Source organism: Saprospiraceae bacterium (genome assembly GCA_016715965.1).
In the GTDB taxonomy this organism is placed as follows: Bacteria; Bacteroidota; Bacteroidia; order Chitinophagales; family Saprospiraceae; genus Vicinibacter.
Map to the genome: position 1 here is coordinate 360,325 of JADJXG010000001.1, position 17,690 is coordinate 378,014.

Annotated in this window: 9 protein-coding genes; 3 read left to right on the forward strand and 6 right to left on the reverse strand. The window is 41.7% G+C overall.

Annotated features, from left to right (window positions below; genetic code table 11):
• Window positions 1-122 precede the first annotated feature (122 nt).
• From IPM48_01310 to IPM48_01320, 3 genes are all read right to left on the reverse strand, one after another.
• Window positions 123-6,686 (reverse strand): HYR domain-containing protein, encoded by a 6,564-nt coding sequence (locus IPM48_01310; protein ID MBK9270209.1) that lies wholly within the window; start codon window positions 6,684-6,686, stop codon window positions 123-125.
• A gap of 107 nt (window positions 6,687-6,793) precedes the next feature.
• Window positions 6,794-7,231 carry a hypothetical protein gene (locus tag IPM48_01315; protein ID MBK9270210.1) on the reverse strand — a complete coding sequence of 146 codons (438 nt, stop codon included), beginning with the start codon at window positions 7,229-7,231 and terminating at the stop codon, window positions 6,794-6,796.
• Between the two features lie 546 nt (window positions 7,232-7,777).
• Window positions 7,778-7,948: a hypothetical protein gene (locus IPM48_01320; GenBank protein MBK9270211.1), complete on the reverse strand. Its 171-nt coding sequence runs from the start codon at window positions 7,946-7,948 to the stop codon at window positions 7,778-7,780.
• A 1,886-nt stretch (window positions 7,949-9,834) separates the two neighbouring features.
• Here IPM48_01320 and IPM48_01325 point away from each other — a divergent pair.
• Complete coding sequence (locus IPM48_01325; GenBank protein ID MBK9270212.1) at window positions 9,835-13,152, forward strand: VCBS repeat-containing protein; 3,318 nt, start codon at window positions 9,835-9,837, stop codon at window positions 13,150-13,152.
• A gap of 183 nt (window positions 13,153-13,335) precedes the next feature.
• Here the strand turns inward: IPM48_01325 and IPM48_01330 are convergent, their stop codons facing one another.
• Window positions 13,336-14,271, reverse strand: a complete 936-nt coding sequence (locus IPM48_01330) for an FKBP-type peptidyl-prolyl cis-trans isomerase (GenBank protein ID MBK9270213.1) — start codon at window positions 14,269-14,271, stop codon at window positions 13,336-13,338.
• 250 nt (window positions 14,272-14,521) lie between these two features.
• Between IPM48_01330 and IPM48_01335 the strand changes: the two genes are divergently transcribed.
• Both IPM48_01335 and IPM48_01340 read left to right on the forward strand, forming a co-directional pair.
• Window positions 14,522-15,130 (forward strand): superoxide dismutase, encoded by a 609-nt coding sequence (locus tag IPM48_01335; GenBank protein MBK9270214.1) that lies wholly within the window; start codon window positions 14,522-14,524, stop codon window positions 15,128-15,130.
• Between the two features lie 42 nt (window positions 15,131-15,172).
• Window positions 15,173-15,886, forward strand: coding sequence for a hypothetical protein (locus IPM48_01340; GenBank protein ID MBK9270215.1), 714 nt, complete (start codon window positions 15,173-15,175; stop codon window positions 15,884-15,886).
• A 36-nt stretch (window positions 15,887-15,922) separates the two neighbouring features.
• On the opposite strand, the gene IPM48_01345 is transcribed toward IPM48_01340, so the two are convergent.
• Window positions 15,923-17,095, reverse strand: a complete 1,173-nt coding sequence (locus tag IPM48_01345; GenBank protein MBK9270216.1) for a thiolase family protein — start codon at window positions 17,093-17,095, stop codon at window positions 15,923-15,925.
• Between the two features lie 70 nt (window positions 17,096-17,165).
• Entirely contained in the window at window positions 17,166-17,687 is a 522-nt protein-coding gene (locus IPM48_01350; protein ID MBK9270217.1) for an OmpH family outer membrane protein, read from the reverse strand.
• Between the last annotated feature and the right edge of the window lie 3 nt (window positions 17,688-17,690).

The window sequence follows — 17,690 nt, forward strand, 5'->3', positions numbered from 1 at the left end:
TTTTTCAAGAGAGGCCATCCCAAAAACCGATTTATCTCATCCGCAAGAATGCTCCTCCCATTTCTGAGAGGAGCGCCTTGCTTACTGATCGTTTCTTGTTTTAATTCCCGGTGTCCTTTCGATTACTCGATGATCACCATTCTTTTCGTTGCTGTGTGGTTGGCTGCATCCAACTGGTAGTACAATACGCCTGTTGCATTCAGATCGCCTTTGCTGATCTGGTAACTGTTCAGACCTTTCTGGCCTTTCAGGTTGTACACTCTGACTACCTTGCCGGTTACATCATATACGCTCAGAGTCACTGCGCCTGCTTCCGGTAAGCGGTAGCTTACGACAGTCTCTTTTGAGAATGGGTTTGGCTCGTTCTGATACAATTCGAAGATGCCGCTTTCAACAACTCCCTTCGTTGTACGTACGCCCATTCTCACTTCCTTGCTCTGATCCATTGCATCGTAGGCTGCTGCTTTGGTCACATCGCTGGTGATCGCAAACAAGCTGCTCACCTGTGCGCTTCTCACTGCTTTGAATACAAGGGTAAACAATTCTCCATCCTTTCCAACGGTCTCTCCTTTGTTGGAGTTCCAGCTGGTGGTGATGATGCCTTCATTTACTCTCATCGTTCCAAAGTTTGCCTCTGTTACATTCAATGCTCCAGCCTCGATTCCTTCGAATACAAGTGCATTTCTGTCATACTTCAAGGTGAACTGGTATCCTGCGATCTGATTGAAGTCGCTTGATTTGAAGCCTATTCTGTAGCTTTCTCCTGCTACAAGACTCTTTTCGTCCACTTCGATGTTCAACACTCCGTTGGTACGGCTGCTCACTGCGCTCGCATTGCTTGCTCTGGCATCTCCTGTCACATCTCCCATCTTAATGGCTACAAATGGTGCTGCCACTTCTTCTGGTGATGTTGTCTGTGTGAAGCTCACATTTGCTACCCTTGGCGCATCGTATGGTGTCAACGGGTTGTTGAATACATGCGTGCCAGGTACAAATGTCCAGGACTGTACTTTGCTGAACTCATTGATATTGCCAAGGATCAATTTGCGCAATTCAGAGATATCCGCTGTTGTGATGCTCTTGCTTGCATTTACGTCCGCTGCGATCAATTTGTATGGGCTGTTTATCGTCTGTTGACCCAAGATATGTTTCTGAATCGCTATGATATCCTGTGTAGTGATTCCATTGGCATGGTCATCATTTCTTACAGGGCTTACCATATACGTTTTGCTCAGATCCAATTCTCTGAATGCGTATGGGCTTCCTACGGTCTGCTTCATCATGTTGCCGTTGTTGTACAAGCTCATGTCCACTGGGTTGGCTTCCTCACCGCCTGCTGTCTTAAGCTCTCCGGTAATTCTTCCTACTGATCCGGTGTTTGGACATATGTCCTGATTGTCTTGTACGATTACCACTGTCTTGCAGTAGTCACGGTTGCCTTCCTCGTCTTCTACCCACATCTCAACTTCGATTCTCAATTCATCATTCGCTCCTGCATTCACAAAGTCATCGCAGCATACGGTGATGGATGTCGCGTTTACATCTCCATTGAAGTAGAACAACAGGTCTTCCTGTGCTGTACAGTTGTCAAAGCTTCCGTGATCAAGGTCTTTCGCCCAGATATCGATGCAGCCGCTGGCCGGCATCGGTACGGTGATGATTCCTGTCAAACAGTATGGTGTCGGTGCTTTGCAATCTTTGATTTCAAACAATGTCTCGCAGGTTCCTACATTGCCGCAGCCATCTTCTACAAACCAGTTGATTCTGTGGATACCGATTGGATAGGTACCACTCGCATCAAACGGATTGCGTGGATTGTCTGCAAATGGATTGTGGCTATACTCCACGGTATCTCCTGCATTGAACTGTCTTTCTGTAAGTGTTCCTACGCGGAAATCCCATCCTGCATGTACTCCTACTCTGTCATTGTATGCATCGATTTTGTATTCCCAGAACAACCAGTCTTCTGGTGTACAGTTGTCGGTGGCATCTGCGGTAAGGCTGATGTGACCTACACATACGCCTAAGGTTGGGTGGATGCTCGCTGGCTCACATGGGCCTACATTGCAGGTTACCACTGGCTTGTCCTGATCTCTTACTTTGATCACTTGCAATCTCTCCCATCTTCCGAATTCTGTGCTGATGAATGGATCGTACTGACACCAGTCGATGATGGTCCAGGTACGCAATACTTTCATACATGCATCCGGCTCTATGGTAAATACATCGTCATCGTATTCGATGGAGATCAATGCGCAATTGTCATCGGCGTTGTTGATCACTTGTGGACGGCCCAATTGTGGATTGTCCGGACTCAGGTCTGCTCCACATCCGTTGATGGTCACTGGTGTCTGCGTACATACGCCGTTTGGCCAGATCACATCGCTAAAGCGTGGATCGTTGCAAGTCAGATCATCAATGTAGAATGGATCGCAGTCTACTACCCAGATCGTCTGGATGGCTGTTACGTTGATGTTGTTTGGTCCGGTTGCACTCACGATTCTCTGAATGATTCCCTGACCGCATTCTCTCAAGTCATTGACTGTGATGTTTGGATTCGCTCCACAGGAACTCAATACGTATCCGTCAAAGCCCCAGGTCAATTCATACTTGTTGTCCCAATGTGCTGTATCGAAATACTGCCAGTAGTACTCGCATGCCTGATTTGGTGCTGGTTTTGGTACCTGATTGGAAGGTACAAAACCTGGATATCCGGTATAGTCATTTCTTTCGCAGTATTTGTAGCACACCAAATCCTGGGTCACTACTTTCTTGCGATCGGTCAGATCAGTCACTACTCTACCAAAGGTAGCATCATTTGGATCTGTCAATTTTGCAATATCAAACCAGAACCAGCAGCTTACCACGATGTTTGGTGGTGCTACTACCGTCGGTACTGCTTTGTTCTGTACTTCTACCTCTACCATACAGTCGCTGAAGCGGCCGTGCAATGGTTGGGCAGTACTTGTCATCCTCACTGGAGTCACTGGACCTGGACCCGGGTCAACGTCAAATACCCTCAACACTACCATCACACGGGTACCTACATCCGCACAGCAGAAATAGCTGCAGTCGTCAAAGTACACCTGGTTTCCGGTCAATGTCAGGTTGTCGTCTCCGTTGATTCCGTTGCAGGCAACTGTGTTGTTGGAGTTCGAACCGTTGTTCGTGCCCAACAACTCTGCCATTCTGATCATCTTGAAGAATACATGTGGCTGACAGTTGTCATAGGATCCTTCATCCAGATCCTGTGCGCATATTCTGATCACGTTTTCGCCAGGGCTCTGATTGCCATTCAAGCTCACTGTAGTGGCTGTGCGGCATATCGGCTGTGGTGGTACGCGGTCTACTACGTTGATGACTACATGCTTTCTGGTGATGTTGCCACAGCAGTCTTCTGCCACGATCCATGCACTCTGAATTCCTTCCGGCATGCCAATAACTACGTATCCGCTTGTCTCGTTGCCAAGGATGGTTCCTCTTTCAACTTCAACGGTGTAGTGTATTTCATTTGAACAGTTGTCGATCAACCAGGCTGGTGGAACTTCCCAACGGCCGAAGCAGCTGTAGCTCTCCATATTTACTCTGGCTGAATCAGGATACAGTACCTGCGGACCTTCTGCATCCGCTACTTTGATCACCTGGCTGTGTCCGCCAACTAAGCTCGTACACCAGTCCATCACGGTCCATTTTCTCAACAATTTGTAACATCCTACAGGACCTGCATCACAAGTTGGACTTGTTCTCAGATCAAATACGATGTCTTCATACGTCACTGACAGGTTATGGCAGTTCGTGCCGCCCGGACGGCCTGTTCCTATCCACATAATATGTGTATCAGGACCCCAGCACAATGGGTTGTTTGGCTGCCACAAACGGTGTTGTGGATAATACACCGGATCCGGATTTGGATGGCCGAAGTATTTGCTGTTTACATCATCGATACAGTTCCATCCCAATACTCTTGGAATTCTTCTGTTTGGATAGATATCGAGTTGTTGCGGTCTGGCCAACCAGTATACGCTGTCCAGTATGTAACCATCCAAACATACCGGATTGTCCAGCATGTGAGGTACGATGTTCTTGTTTCTGTCTATTTTCTCATCGCAATTCAGCATTGGCTGATCGATGTTGTCCCAATTCGGAGGTGTTGTCACTGCCAACAAATCTCCAAGGGATACCAAAATATTTTGTACGCATACAGATCTGTTGCCATAAGAATCTTCTGCGGTCCAGGTACGTCTGATTGAATAAGCATATCCTACTGCGCAACTTCCTTTGGTGGTTACGTCTCTGTAGCTCAAGCTTACTCCACCGCAATTCTCATACACGGATGGTATGCCTGTATTGGCTGGAACTGGTTCTACATCACATGGTATCGTATCGTTTGGCGGACAGGTCAACACTGGTGGAAGTTTGTCTTCTACTGTCAACATTCCCCAACAGGTATTTCCGGTACGCGGATCGGTCACAGTCACCTGAAGTTGTCTTCCGATGTCCTGACGACCTACCTGAGATCCTGCAATGGTTGGTCTTCTGTCCACAATGGCTTTGGTGATCCAGTCTCTGATGACCACGGTGTAATTGTCATAACATCCATAAGGACCTCCTTCCAATACCATGTCCGGATTGATGGTGGCCCAGCAGCTGTCGTCCAGACTGATCTGTACCAAATCATTGCATGCCAAGGCACGGGTTGGGTTGGAATATTCATTGACGCATACATCAAATATACATTCCGATCTGTTGCCGGCGCCATCTGTGGCACTGTAACAAAGCTGAGTACATCCGATCGGGAAGAAACAACCCGGTCCGTAAGGAGCTCCACAATCCTGTGAAACTGGAACCATGTTGGATCCACCACCGAATGCATAACCGATTACACCAATCCAGTTAGAACCTCCAAATCCAAAAGAGCTGTTGATAAATGGAGCAGCAAACTCACCCCCTGTATAGGTGGCACCATTCAATGGAGTGGTGATCTGGGCATTACCCATTTGAGCTGCAGTACAACCATTAAACAAAGAAGCGTTGGTTCCCGGTGTACCAGGAGCGTGAATATAGATACCGCGGGTCTCACCTGGCATCATGGTCAAACAACCTGCTTTGAAAGAATCCACTCTAAAGAATGGAGCCACACATAAGCGGGTCGTATCATAAACTACACCTGTAATTAAATCAAAACTATCGATAATCGTGGTAAACTGAGCACCAAACTGTGGTGTGCGGGTAGCGCACAAAGTCCATGCGTTTGGTGTACCTTGTACCGGTGCGTGAGGACCAGGAGTTGAGCGATACCATATTCTGTGAGGAACATTGGCAAATGCACGCTCTCCCAACAATTGAAGATTCAAAGTCATACCAGAGGTGTTGACCAGGTCAAACATCACACCCCAGCTGTTGGCACCACCTGTGATGGACCAATAGGAAGCCGGAGGCAAACATACGGTCGTGATGCTACGAGGTCCAAACATACCACCCGCTACAGGGCAATTGTCGATGGCCATAAATGGAGGGGCATCCCAGGAAACTTCACAAATTCCGGGACCTGCATTCAAAGTTACCAAATTGCCTTTTGGACAGGCAGGTATAAAAGTAGGAGGCTCTGTATCCGCAATCAATACTTGCTGATAAGAGGTATCAAATGCACCACATCCGGTGGATACTCTCCAAAGAACATGTTTTAATCCAGGAGTTGTAAAAACCAAACCAGCTCCCGTACATGGAGTAAAAGTATTGTTGATACAACTCAATGAAGCTGCACTTGGTGGTCCTGCAAGAATCAAATAAGACAAAGCAGGTGCAGGAGCTGCTGGAGCTACGTTGCAACCCGAAGTGGCTAAATTGCTCACACCATCAAATACAGGGGCCAAGCCAGCAGGAACTGTGGCGGGCACCAATGTGGTGAATGTAGGACAAGCCAAAGGTGCGGGGCTACAAGTACCCGGAGCCAGTCCAAGGGTTGTAGTACCCGTATAATTGGGCAATGTATTGGGCAAAGCGAAGGTCAATCCCCAGGAATTCATCTGGCCTGTTTCACCACCCCAGCCATTCTGGAATACCAAAGACCAGCTTCCTCCTATATTGGTACCAGCTGGATTGAAATCATGCAAACTGCAGGCTGTGTTAACAGAAGTAGATCCACATAGGTTACCAGCACCTAAATGTGTAGCTCCGCCAACAGGACCAGAGCGAATTTTGAATGTACCGTTGATTGTTCCAGCTGTTGCAGGATAAATCGTTGATGCGGTATCGCAAAGCCTAACGTTGATGGAGTTAGACGCGGACCCAGTTCCAATTGGGTTCAATAAATGAACATAACTGTCATTGGGTCTTCTTAAAGTTAAGTTAAAGTCTCCACCCCAGTTATTGAGCGAAAAATTAAGATTGACACCGGTCAATCTATAATTGCTAGGAGCAGATCCTCCAGTCAGTGTGGGTACCACCATTCTGAACTGGCTGGTCCAACCACTGAGTTTGGTACCGGCAGAACAACCTACCTGACCAAAAGCCGGTGGAAGTGAACATCCTCCAATCTGGTTGATGTTTGGAGCGGTGACATCACCGCAAACATCCTGATTGGAGATGCTTGAAAATGTTAGTTCTTGTGCCGACAATACCCCTTGGGAAAAGAGTACCAAAAGCATGCAAACTAAAAGTTTAGGTAAAACTTGGAAATTTTTCATGAAATTGAGTTTTAGAAAATTTTGGTTTATTTTTAAAAAGCAATCTTAGACCAAAGCCGCCGACTTAACTTAAGGGTAAAAGCAAGAATGCGGGCTTCAGACAGTGATTACTGTCGAAGAATTCCAATAAGGGATTGATATTCCTGGGTATTTAGAACTCTTCTGATCGATTCATCTAAATTGATTGCATTTCCAGACCTCACCACTAAATTGTTGTAATAATTCATGTCCATGCTGCTAAGCAATACAGCATAGGTATCCATGTTTGGATCCGGGCGGTTGGAAATTGCATCCAGTACTCTTTTATACAGTTGTACAGTGATGTACTCCTGAGAATTAGGGCCTGCTTGTTTTGCCTGTGGATAAAGAGCATCAAAAGCTTGAGTTAGTACAGTAACTGACTGATCGGCAGTCTTAAGTGGCGGGATGTTGTAAGCCTGTTGAGCACTCAGTCCTGTGAATAAGAAGAAACAGAACAACAACGGAATTACAAGAATCCTTTTACCACTGAAAATCGGGTAGAATGTAAGATTCCTTTTTTTCATGAGATTTGATTTTAGTTAAATATTTAATAAAAAAATAATTTCCACAATTGAATATAAGTTAATTCCAATGTGGCACATATTGCAACATACGCAACCTTAACGACAGATTGATCAAAATCCATCAAACTAGTTTAATCCCTTCTAACATTGTTATTTAGCCAATGTTAAAATGAATTTTACAAAATTATAGACTGATTTTCCAAAGGATTTGCTTCGCCTGAGAAGAATCGAGTCACGAGTTTGGTTACAATGTGCACTACATGCCCATTTCAGGCCAAAGGTATTTAGATTTTCAAATTCGCTGCCAACATATTTTAAATATTTTTATTATTAATTTATATAGTTCTATATTTCAATCCTTTAATATATTTTTTAATCTGAAAAGGGAACTTGTTTTTACTTATAATCCCTCTTTAAAAAGCAAATAATTAAACCGACATTTGAACAATATTACGCCAGCTGAGGGAAAACTTGCTTTAAGTCAGAAAATGCCCTAAAAATACCTTTGCAAAATCCAAAATGTGCTCATTTCGACAAAGGTCAGTTTCAGTCAACCCACTTCCCTAAATACAACTCAAAATTATAAACGGTCAAAGAATTCATCCAATATTGTAAAAATGGAAGAAAAGGTTGTTCGAATCCAGAAATATCCGTTTCCCGACCAAAATTGGTTTGATCATCTTTCAATAATAAGTTTGGATCAAGTTTGAAATCCATTGAACATTTAAAACCATCCTTCCATTCAGGTTTGACCGACCCAAGCTTGACAACACAGCTTCTTTTAAGCAAAGTATTGCTTCTCAGATAGAGATTTGGAAACCCTACACATCCTTTCTAATTTATTAAACAAATGAAAATGACCATTCAATCATTGGATTGCAAACAAAACCAAGAACAAGGGTTTAGATTTTAATTTGATATTTCGAACGATGGAATTATAAAAAAAAAAATTCATTTATTCTTCTTTTTTTTCATTTCTAAACCTACGGCCAATTTATCAAATAATTGAGCTTTTTCAAGCTTATGAAGCATTCAAAATAGGTTTTCCAAGCATTTAAAAAAATCAACAAAAATCATTGCTAAAAATTATTTTCAAAACAAATGTCAGAACGTTTTTGTAAAAAAAAACAGATTAATAAATCCAAGTTGAGGTAGCATTCAAATTTAATTATCTTTCACTCAATTTCACTCCGGTCCAAAAAAATTTTCAAAAATTAACATTCCCACTTTTTGTCGCTCACGACTGAACGATCCAAGCTAAAAGCTTGGTAGAGTGCGACAGCGCTCTAAGTGAAGGAGCCGCGAAAGCGGAGTATCAAAAACGCAGCCTTTTCTAAGGCGGCATCTTTCTAGGCTATAATAATCCTTATTTGGTTCATTTTGCAAAGTTCACTGTTGGGACAGATTTTGGGCGCTGTATATTGCCGCTCTATAATTTAATTTCACTATGATAGTTTGTTTGATGGGTGTATCAAATTAATTTCAGTTAAAGGAGCGACAATATAAGGCGCTATTTCCAAAATCTGTCCTTCTTGGGCCGCTGACGAAAAGGCTCTTAAGATTAATCAATATTTAGATTGAAATATCAGTAAGAATGATGGTTTTCAAGCATTTCAACGCGGCCTAGGACTCCGTAGTGATTGAGCGATCCACGACTTTAGGAGTGGTCGAGTGCGACAGCACGAGAAGCGAAAGAACGCGTTAGCGCTTGTGGGAAGCTAAACAAAAGAACAGCCCATCGAGGCGGCGCACTCCAAGCCGTCCTTTGAGGGACGGTTCCCTCCTTTTGGAGTGACTTTGTGTCACTCCAATGTTCCCCGTATGGGGAACACCAGTCAGTCACATAGCGAAAGAGCTGCAGTTGGGTGAGTGAGGTGATCGTAGCGAAGTATCCTGCCATGCAGGATACCATCGTACGACAGTGCGATGGCGAAGTGAACCGCGAAAGCGGATAATTGAAACAGCGAACTATCTTTGTTTTATCCCTTGCGCCTTGCCCCCAATTTATTGGCGGGGGCTCCTTCACTTTTTGAGCTGTTGCTCAAAACTGCTTCGCAGATCGTTCAGTCGTCTTTTGACGACCAAAAGAAAGTAACATGCATATAGTTTGAAAAACATAAAATATTTTTTAAATTACAATAGTTGTTATGGAGGTTCAATTTTAAAATATCGTTACAAAATTTGTATACACTTGTAAATCAATGGTCATATTTTCAAATTACATTTATATCGGACAGGTGTGATTCAATTTATAAATCATAAACATCATTCACCTAATCATTAAACGGCATAGAATACAATGCTCCTTCGATGGATAGTTTTTATTTATTCTCTATTCCTTTTCTACTCTGGAGTATTCTATTTTTAATGAAAATGAAAGCGATGTTTGGACAATTATTCAAGATTTACACAAAACAAAACAAACAAATCAAACACATCAAGCCTGGATCCCTATAAATTCTAATCAAGAGAAACTTCTTCTAAGATAAAAGTCAACTCTAACATCCAATTTGAGCACACTGAATTTCAGAAGTATGGTTTTACAAAATAAGACAACAAGTCATTTTTTAATTATCTTTGCCTCTCCAATTGAAACCTTATATATGTTAAGATTTTACTATATATTCATTTTATTCTTGGTGGCCTGTCAAACTGACAAGTCTAATCTATCCGGAGAAAATCCGTCCGAAAACAGTGGATCACTTTATACACTATTAAATCCGGAGGTAACAGGTGTCAAATTTACCAATCTTTTACAAGAGGACAACAATTATAACTATCTCAATTTTGAAGCCATATATAACGGAGCAGGAGTTGGTGTGCTCGATGTCAATAATGATGGTCTTCAGGATCTCTTTTTTAGCTCAAATCAAGGTGCAAATAAATTGTTCTTGAACAAAGGAAATTTTGAATTTACTGATATCTCAAATGAAGCCGGAATTGAAGGAGGAAAAGAATTTAAAGCCGGCGTTACTATTGCAGATGTCAATGGAGATGGATATGATGACATTTACGTATCCTGTCATCTCTACGATTCTGTGCACTTAAGACGAAATAAACTATATATCAATAATCAGAACAACACATTCACTGAAAAGGCTAAAGAATTTGGAATCGATGATGAAGGGTATAGTATCAATGCAACATTTTTTGATTACGATCTGGATGGTGACTTGGATTTATTTGTAGTCAATCAACCTCCCAATCAATCAGAAATCCGGAATAACATTCGAGAAATTAATTACGACTACAGCTCAAAACTATATGAGAATAAAAATGGGATTTTTGAAGACATTACAAAAAAAGCTGGGGTATTCTCCATTGGATACAGTCTATCAGCTGTCATTGCCGATGTCTCAAATGATGGTTGGCCTGATATCTATGTCACCAATGATTATACCATGCCTGATTTTGCTTACATCAACAACAAGGATAAAACATTTGTGGACATTACCCATCAATCTTTTAATCACTTGAGTACTTTCAGCATGGGCTGTGATATTGGCGACATCAACAATGATGGGTGGCTCGATATCATCGTTGCGGATATGGTGGCAGAAGATCATTATCGCAACAAGGCTAATATGGCTGGTATGAATCCAAAGCTGTTTTGGGAATTGGTAAATAGTGGCTTGCACCACCAATACATGTTTAATACCCTCCATTTAAACAGAGGGAATGGTTTGTTTAGCGATATTGCACAATTGGCAGGTATCTCAAAAACAGATTGGAGTTGGTCCGCACTTTTTGCAGATTATAACAACGATGGATTGCAAGATTTATACATCACCAATGGTTTAAAGAGGGATGTCCGCAATCGCGATTTCGATCTGTTCAGAATTGATTATTTTAAAAATCGGAACAACCCCTCGTATAAAGGTGAAAAATTTGACAATGCAACTGATTTGCTAGACAGAGCTCCGTCTGTAAAACTTGCCAATTATATGTACCAGAATACTGGCGATTACCATTTTAAAAACGTCAGCGGTAAATGGGACTTGGCTCAGCCCAGTTTTTCTCAAGGTGCTGCCTATGCTGATCTCGACAATGATGGAGATTTGGATCTGGTCGTGAATAATATGGATGAAAATGCATTTTTGTATCGCAACAATTCAAATCCAAAAACAAATCACTATCTGCGCATTCATTGTGTTGGTCCTGAAAAAAACAGAAAAAGTTTTGGTGCAAGAGCGATTGTATATTACGGCGAAGAATTTCAAATCAGGGAATTATCCAATTCAAGGGGCTATTTATCCTGTTCGGAACCTGTGTTGCACTTTGGTGTGGGCGGAGTTAAAAAAATTGATTCGCTCATTGTCCGCTGGCCTGGTGGAAGCAGCTTAAAAATGGAAAATGTAAAAGTCAATCAGGAAATCACTGTGGATATTAAACAAGCCCAAATTAAAATGGAACACCAAATTTTAGGATTTCCAGTACACCAATATACGGCTGATGAAGAAAACATACTTCCCAAGGAAGCTTCTCATTTTGAAAACGAATTTGACGATTACAGAAAGGAAATTTTGATACCGCACAAGATGTCAACTTTGGGTCCTTGTCTTGTTGTGGCTGATATCAATCAAGACGGTTTGCAAGATTTTTATCTTGGCGGATCTACCGGTAAAGGAGGAAAATTATTTGTTCAAAACAATACCGGCGGTTTTGAAATCCTGCAGGGTCCTTGGAATAAATACAAAGACTTGGAAGATGGAGATGCTGCTTTTGAAGATATAGACAAAGATGGTGATCTGGACTTAATCATTGGAACCGGTAGCAATGAATATCCTGAAGGATCACAAAAATATAAAACGAGGTTATATATCAATAAAGGCAATGGAAAGTTTGAAGACAGAAGCGATTTATTTCCACCAACCCATATCAGCGTAGGCTTGGTCAAGGTATTTGATATGGATGGAGATGGCGACATGGATGTATTCCTTGGAGGCAGACAGGTGCCCGGAAAATATGGAATGTCCGCACCCAGCAAAATTCTGATCAATGATTCCGGGAAATTTAAAGATGAGACCTTAGAAAGATGTCCGCAGCTCAATGAAAATTTTGGAATGGTAAGTTGTGGTGTTTATACTGATTTGAACAGAGATGGGCATCAAGATCTTGTAGTTGCTGGTGAATGGATGAAGATCACCATATTGATCAATGATGGCAAAGGTAATTTTAAGGACAAAAGCGAAGAATGGGGAACGGATTCCAGCTATGGTTGGTGGAGCAGTCTGGTAGCTGTTGATATTGATAAGGATGGTGATCCGGATTTATTGGCAGGTAATGCGGGTACCAATTTAAAATTTAAAGCATCTCCTGAGAAGCCATTCTCGGTTTATCTGGATGACTTTGATGAAAACGGAACCTGGGATACTTATCTGGCCAAATACGACAGTGATGGTAAATTATATCCCATTCGCGGAAGACAATGCAGCAGTGAGCAGATGCCCTATATCAAAGATAAATTTAAAAATTATGAGAGCTTTGCCAAAGCAACGGTTCAGGAAATCCTCGAAGGCAAATTGGAAAAGAGTTTGCACAAATTTGTCAATGGTTTCGAAAGCGGAATATTCCGAAATGAAAATAAAACTGCATTAAAATTTGAAGCATTCCCCATGGAATGTCAATTTTCTCCCATTCATGATTTTGCGGTTTATGATTTTAACAAAGATGGAAAACTTGATTTCACCTATGCAGGAAATTATTATAACCGTGAAATTGAAACCATCCGGTCTGATGCCGGTATCGGAGGCATTTGTCTGGGTACTTCACAGAATTCATTTTCATCGGTTCATTCTTCCAAATGTGGATTTTTCCTATCGGGGGATACCAGGAAAATGAAATTAATTCGGATAAACGGAGCAGATTATCTGATCACCAGTGTAAACAATGGACCTGTCCGATTAAATAGAATTTTGTAAGGACTGCACATCCTGATTTACTCCAAGTTTTGGTACAATATGATCGGATGGAATTCATCCAATCATGGAGCAAAATCAAATAAGTAGCTCAGAATAAACTTGGCCCAGCATCCAAATCAATATCAGATACAATCCAATAGATCAGTATTTATTTTTCAATTCGGATCGATGGAATGATCATTTTTACTTTAACTTGAAGTAGTCAATATATTCATCCCTTTTCACAGGAATGGCTTTCCGGATGTGCAAATAAATAAAAAGATTTGTTTTTGGTGGCACAAAACCAGAACCCCATTCTTTATATGCCATTTCATAGGGAATGTATAAGTACGCAACGTCTCCGCATTTCATGGCACTTATTGCTTTATCCAGTCCTTCAATGGTTGCATGGGTACCGGTTATAATATAATCGGCAACACTGGCTGAGTATGAACTGGCCAACAATGATTTATCTTCAAACAATACTGTTTGATCGAACAAGGTGTATTTGCCTTTACCAATGGCTGGACCTTCTCCATGCTTCAGATAGTAAATAACGATTCCGGAATCCAGGTTTGTTTTATCCGGATGCGATTCATACTTTTTAGAATCGATAAATTCTTTTAAATTGGCAATTGTGCTGTCTCTAAACGATTTTCTTCTTGCCTGAATGATTGGTTCCACATTGAGCAAGCTATCCATAAAGAGTTCGCTCGAACCTGGAATTCCTACTTTTACCACTTTCATGACCATGGTAAAGTGGTCTATGTTAAATTTGGCATATTTGTTTTTTTCAAAACTATCAATTTTTTGTAAAATCATGACACTATCTCCCAGGGACATTTCTGACAAAACATCCTGCACCAAATTGTCAGGACGGATGTCTTCAGGATGGTAAAGTGTAAAAGGCATTACTCTTTCCTTAAAATCACTGCTCAATTCCAAACTATCACCGATCCATTTTTGAAGAGAACAAAAGGCTACATCACCATTCTTCATTTTCACTCCATTTCCCTTGGCCAAAAGAGTGTATTTATTGCCATGCCGGGTGGTTTTTTCACCTAGACCATTGCAAGAAATGAATGCGAACAGTACCCAATAGGCAAAAAAAACTGCTTTAAATAATTGGTTTTTTTTCATAATTTTTTATTTAATTGAGTCTGGTTGATCTGAAAATTAAGCCGCAAAATTACATTTTTTTAATGGTCGGACAGACAATAAAGCAAGGGTTATTGGTATGCATCCCACATTGATGGTTACTTTCCAGATAACTCATTCACAGCTAATCCTGAAAAAATTGTTTTCCCGATATTAAACAACGAGTCTTGCAGCCTGTTATCTTTGCGAGTGAGCAAATCAAGCATTTATTTTTCATTCAAAAAGCCAGACAATGCCATTTACATTACCTAATTTACCATATCCGGTACAATCTCTTGAACCATATATTGATCAGAGGACGATGGAAATCCACCACGGAAAACATCACGCCGCATACACCAATAATTTAAACGCTGCAATTCAAGGGACTGCAATGGAAAATATGGGCATTGAAGATCTACTAAAAGGAATGGATATGTCCAATATGCCTCTAAGAAACAATGGTGGCGGTTACTACAACCATTGTTTGTTTTGGGAAATCATGGCACCAGCCAATGGCAGTAAGCCTTCTGCAGGATTGGATTCTGCCATTCAATCCAGCTTTGGAAGTTTTGAGACCTTCAAGGAGAAGTTTAATCAGGCTGCCATGACCCGGTTTGGATCAGGATGGGCCTGGCTTTGCGTCCATCCAGGAGGACGTCTCGAAATTTGTTCTACTCCTAATCAAGATAATCCAATCATGCCAGGGACAGGATGTGGTGGAACCCCTATATTGGGAGTAGATGTCTGGGAGCATGCCTACTATCTTCTCTACCAAAACAGGAGGGCTGATTATCTCAATGGTTTTTTTGAGGTGATCAATTGGGACGAGGTTTCCCGTAAATTTGAAAATTCGAAGTAAGTCGATAACGACCCCCTTCAAGATGTAATGATCGGGCTCCAGATGAAAAAGCTTGAGTTATGTATTGGTCATCTGTCTGATCTGGAACTAGCCCGTCAATACGACATTGCACAAATTGAATTGTGCGCAGGTCTTGAATTAGGAGGTTTAACTCCTGATTTTGATTTTGTGGGGATGTGCAGGGAAAATTTCAAAGGAGAAATAGCCGTATTAATCAGGCCCCGACCCGGGAATTTCCATTATAACCAGGAAGAAAAAAAACTGATGCTCATTCAGGTCAAAACAATAATTTCCCTGAATATTGACTGTCTTGTGGTTGCTGCATTAAATGATCAATCCGAGCTAGACCTGGATTTTATGAGACGCCTTATTGATGAAAGTCTTGGAACAAGGATTTGTTTTCACAAGGCCATAGATTCCGTGGCTGAACCATTTAAAGCGCTCGATGAGCTGTTGAGTTTACAGGTAGATAGGGTTCTAAGTGCCGGAGGCAAAAAAAGAGCGGTGGATGGTTTAGAACAATTGCTTGCTTTTCAAGAATACTGTGGAGATAAAATTGAAATTATTGCAGGAGGTAAAATCCGATCCAATGATTTGGAGCAAATGATTAAAAACTCCACGATAAAAACTTTTCACTCCTCCCTCTCTATGGAAAATCCCGTTGAAGATAAACACTATGGTACCTATCTAAAGGTAGATGAAAAAGAACTACTCAAATGTACCCGGATTATAAATAGGTTTAATGATACTAATTGAAGCATAGAATGTACGAAATGCAATGCATTGCATTTTTTAAAAAGCTTCGAAGACAGCAGCTATACCCTGACCCCCTCCTACGCAAGCGGTCGCTATTCCAAATTTCTTGTTTTGGCTTTTAAGTTCTCTAATGAGGGTCATGCTCAATCTTGCACCACTGCAACCCAAAGGATGACCCAAGGCAATGGCTCCGCCATTGACATTAACCATGTCCGGATCTAATTGGGCTTCCCGGATCACCGCCAAAGCCTGGGCTGCAAAGGCTTCATTTAATTCGACCAATTCAATCTGATTCAGGTTTAGTCCTGCGTATTGCAGTGCTTTTGGAATGGCGGTACATGGACCTATTCCCATATAGAGAGGATCCACCCCAGCCAGCGAACAACTCATCATTCGTGCAAGGGGTTTAATCCCCAAACTTTTCACAAGGCTGTCTGACATAACAACCACAAATGCAGCACCATCTGTAGTTTGAGAGGAATTTCCAGCAGTAACAGATCCATTTTGAGCAAATACCGGCTTCAATGTACTTAATACTTCCAGGTTTGTGTCAGGTCTGATGCCTTCATCTGTATCTGCGGAAAAAGAAATTTCCTTCCTCTTCCCATTCTGAAGAAGCACATCATGCACTTCAACTGGGAATATCTCGTCTTTAAAGCGACCTGTTGTCAATGCTTTATTGGCCAATTGATGAGACCTTACAGAAAATTGATCCTGATCCAGCCTGCTCACCTTATACTTTTTTGCGACAGCCTCAGCGGTTAATCCCATACCAATCAGATATTCAGGATGCGAATCTGCTACAGTATAATTTAAAGCCAATTTATAACCCTCCATTGGGATTTGGCTCATGTTCTCTACGCCACCCGCAATATAACAATGTCCCATTCCGGCTCTTATTTTTGCGGTGGCAATGGATATGGTTTCCAGACCTGAAGCACAATACCTGTTTATGGTCATACCAGGTACACTTTGTCCCAATGCCCTTAGTGCTATTTGTCTTCCAATCTGTAGGCCCTGTTCACCCTCTGGATTGGCACAACCAACGAGTAGGTCATCGACCATCTCAGCCTGAAGTCCCTGGGTCTTAGCCACCAATTGACGAATGATATCCACTGCAAGGTCATCCGATCTAAAGTTCTTAAAACTACCTTTTTTGGCTTTTGCAAAAATGGACCTTCCATAAGAAACGATATAGGCCTCTTCCATAGATAGATTGAATTTTAAAACAACTGCATGACGAATAAAGATAAAAAGTTGAGTCCAGCTTGACTTCAGATTATTTGGATTGGTTGAGCTTGCTGAGGACCAGGGCTGAGACATCAAAAGAGAGATCAACAAACAACATAGATACAGAGCTGTCAAAAATCATACTGAAAGCCCCTTCCAATGCTACCTCATCAATGGCTTTGTCAATTTTTGACAAAAGTGGACTTAATAAATCGGTCTTGCGTTTTTCAAGAGATTCTCTTGCACTTTGCTGGTATTTTCCAATCGCGTCCTGCTCAACTTCCAACTCACTTTCCATTTGCTTTTGTTTAACAGGCGTGAGATTACCTGATGCGACCTCCTTGCGATACAACTCTAGATTGGATTGAAATTTGATCACCATTTTTTCACCTGTTTCCGACAAGGCCTTTTCATAATTGGCCAGTTCAATGGAAATGTCCTTTGTCTCTTTCAGACTGTCCAATAAAGTTCTGGAATTTAAATGACCAATCTTTTGACTCCAGACCAAAGAAGTACTCATCAGCAAGCAGAACATGCAGAGCACGCGCAATACACTATTTGGATTGACCATAAA

Coding starts and splice junctions, on each gene's coding strand:
- IPM48_01330 (MBK9270213.1), bottom strand. CDS start 14,271: ATGAAAAAAAACCAATTATTTAAAGCAGTTTTTTTTGCCTATTGGGTA.
- IPM48_01320 (MBK9270211.1), bottom strand. CDS start 7,948: ATGGATTTCAAACTTGATCCAAACTTATTATTGAAAGATGATCAAACC.
- IPM48_01325 (MBK9270212.1), top strand. CDS start 9,835: ATGTTAAGATTTTACTATATATTCATTTTATTCTTGGTGGCCTGTCAA.
- IPM48_01335 (MBK9270214.1), top strand. CDS start 14,522: ATGCCATTTACATTACCTAATTTACCATATCCGGTACAATCTCTTGAA.
- IPM48_01315 (MBK9270210.1), bottom strand. CDS start 7,231: ATGAAAAAAAGGAATCTTACATTCTACCCGATTTTCAGTGGTAAAAGG.
- IPM48_01345 (MBK9270216.1), bottom strand. CDS start 17,095: ATGGAAGAGGCCTATATCGTTTCTTATGGAAGGTCCATTTTTGCAAAA.
- IPM48_01340 (MBK9270215.1), top strand. CDS start 15,173: ATGAAAAAGCTTGAGTTATGTATTGGTCATCTGTCTGATCTGGAACTA.
- IPM48_01350 (MBK9270217.1), bottom strand. CDS start 17,687: ATGGTCAATCCAAATAGTGTATTGCGCGTGCTCTGCATGTTCTGCTTG.
- IPM48_01310 (MBK9270209.1), bottom strand. CDS start 6,686: ATGAAAAATTTCCAAGTTTTACCTAAACTTTTAGTTTGCATGCTTTTG.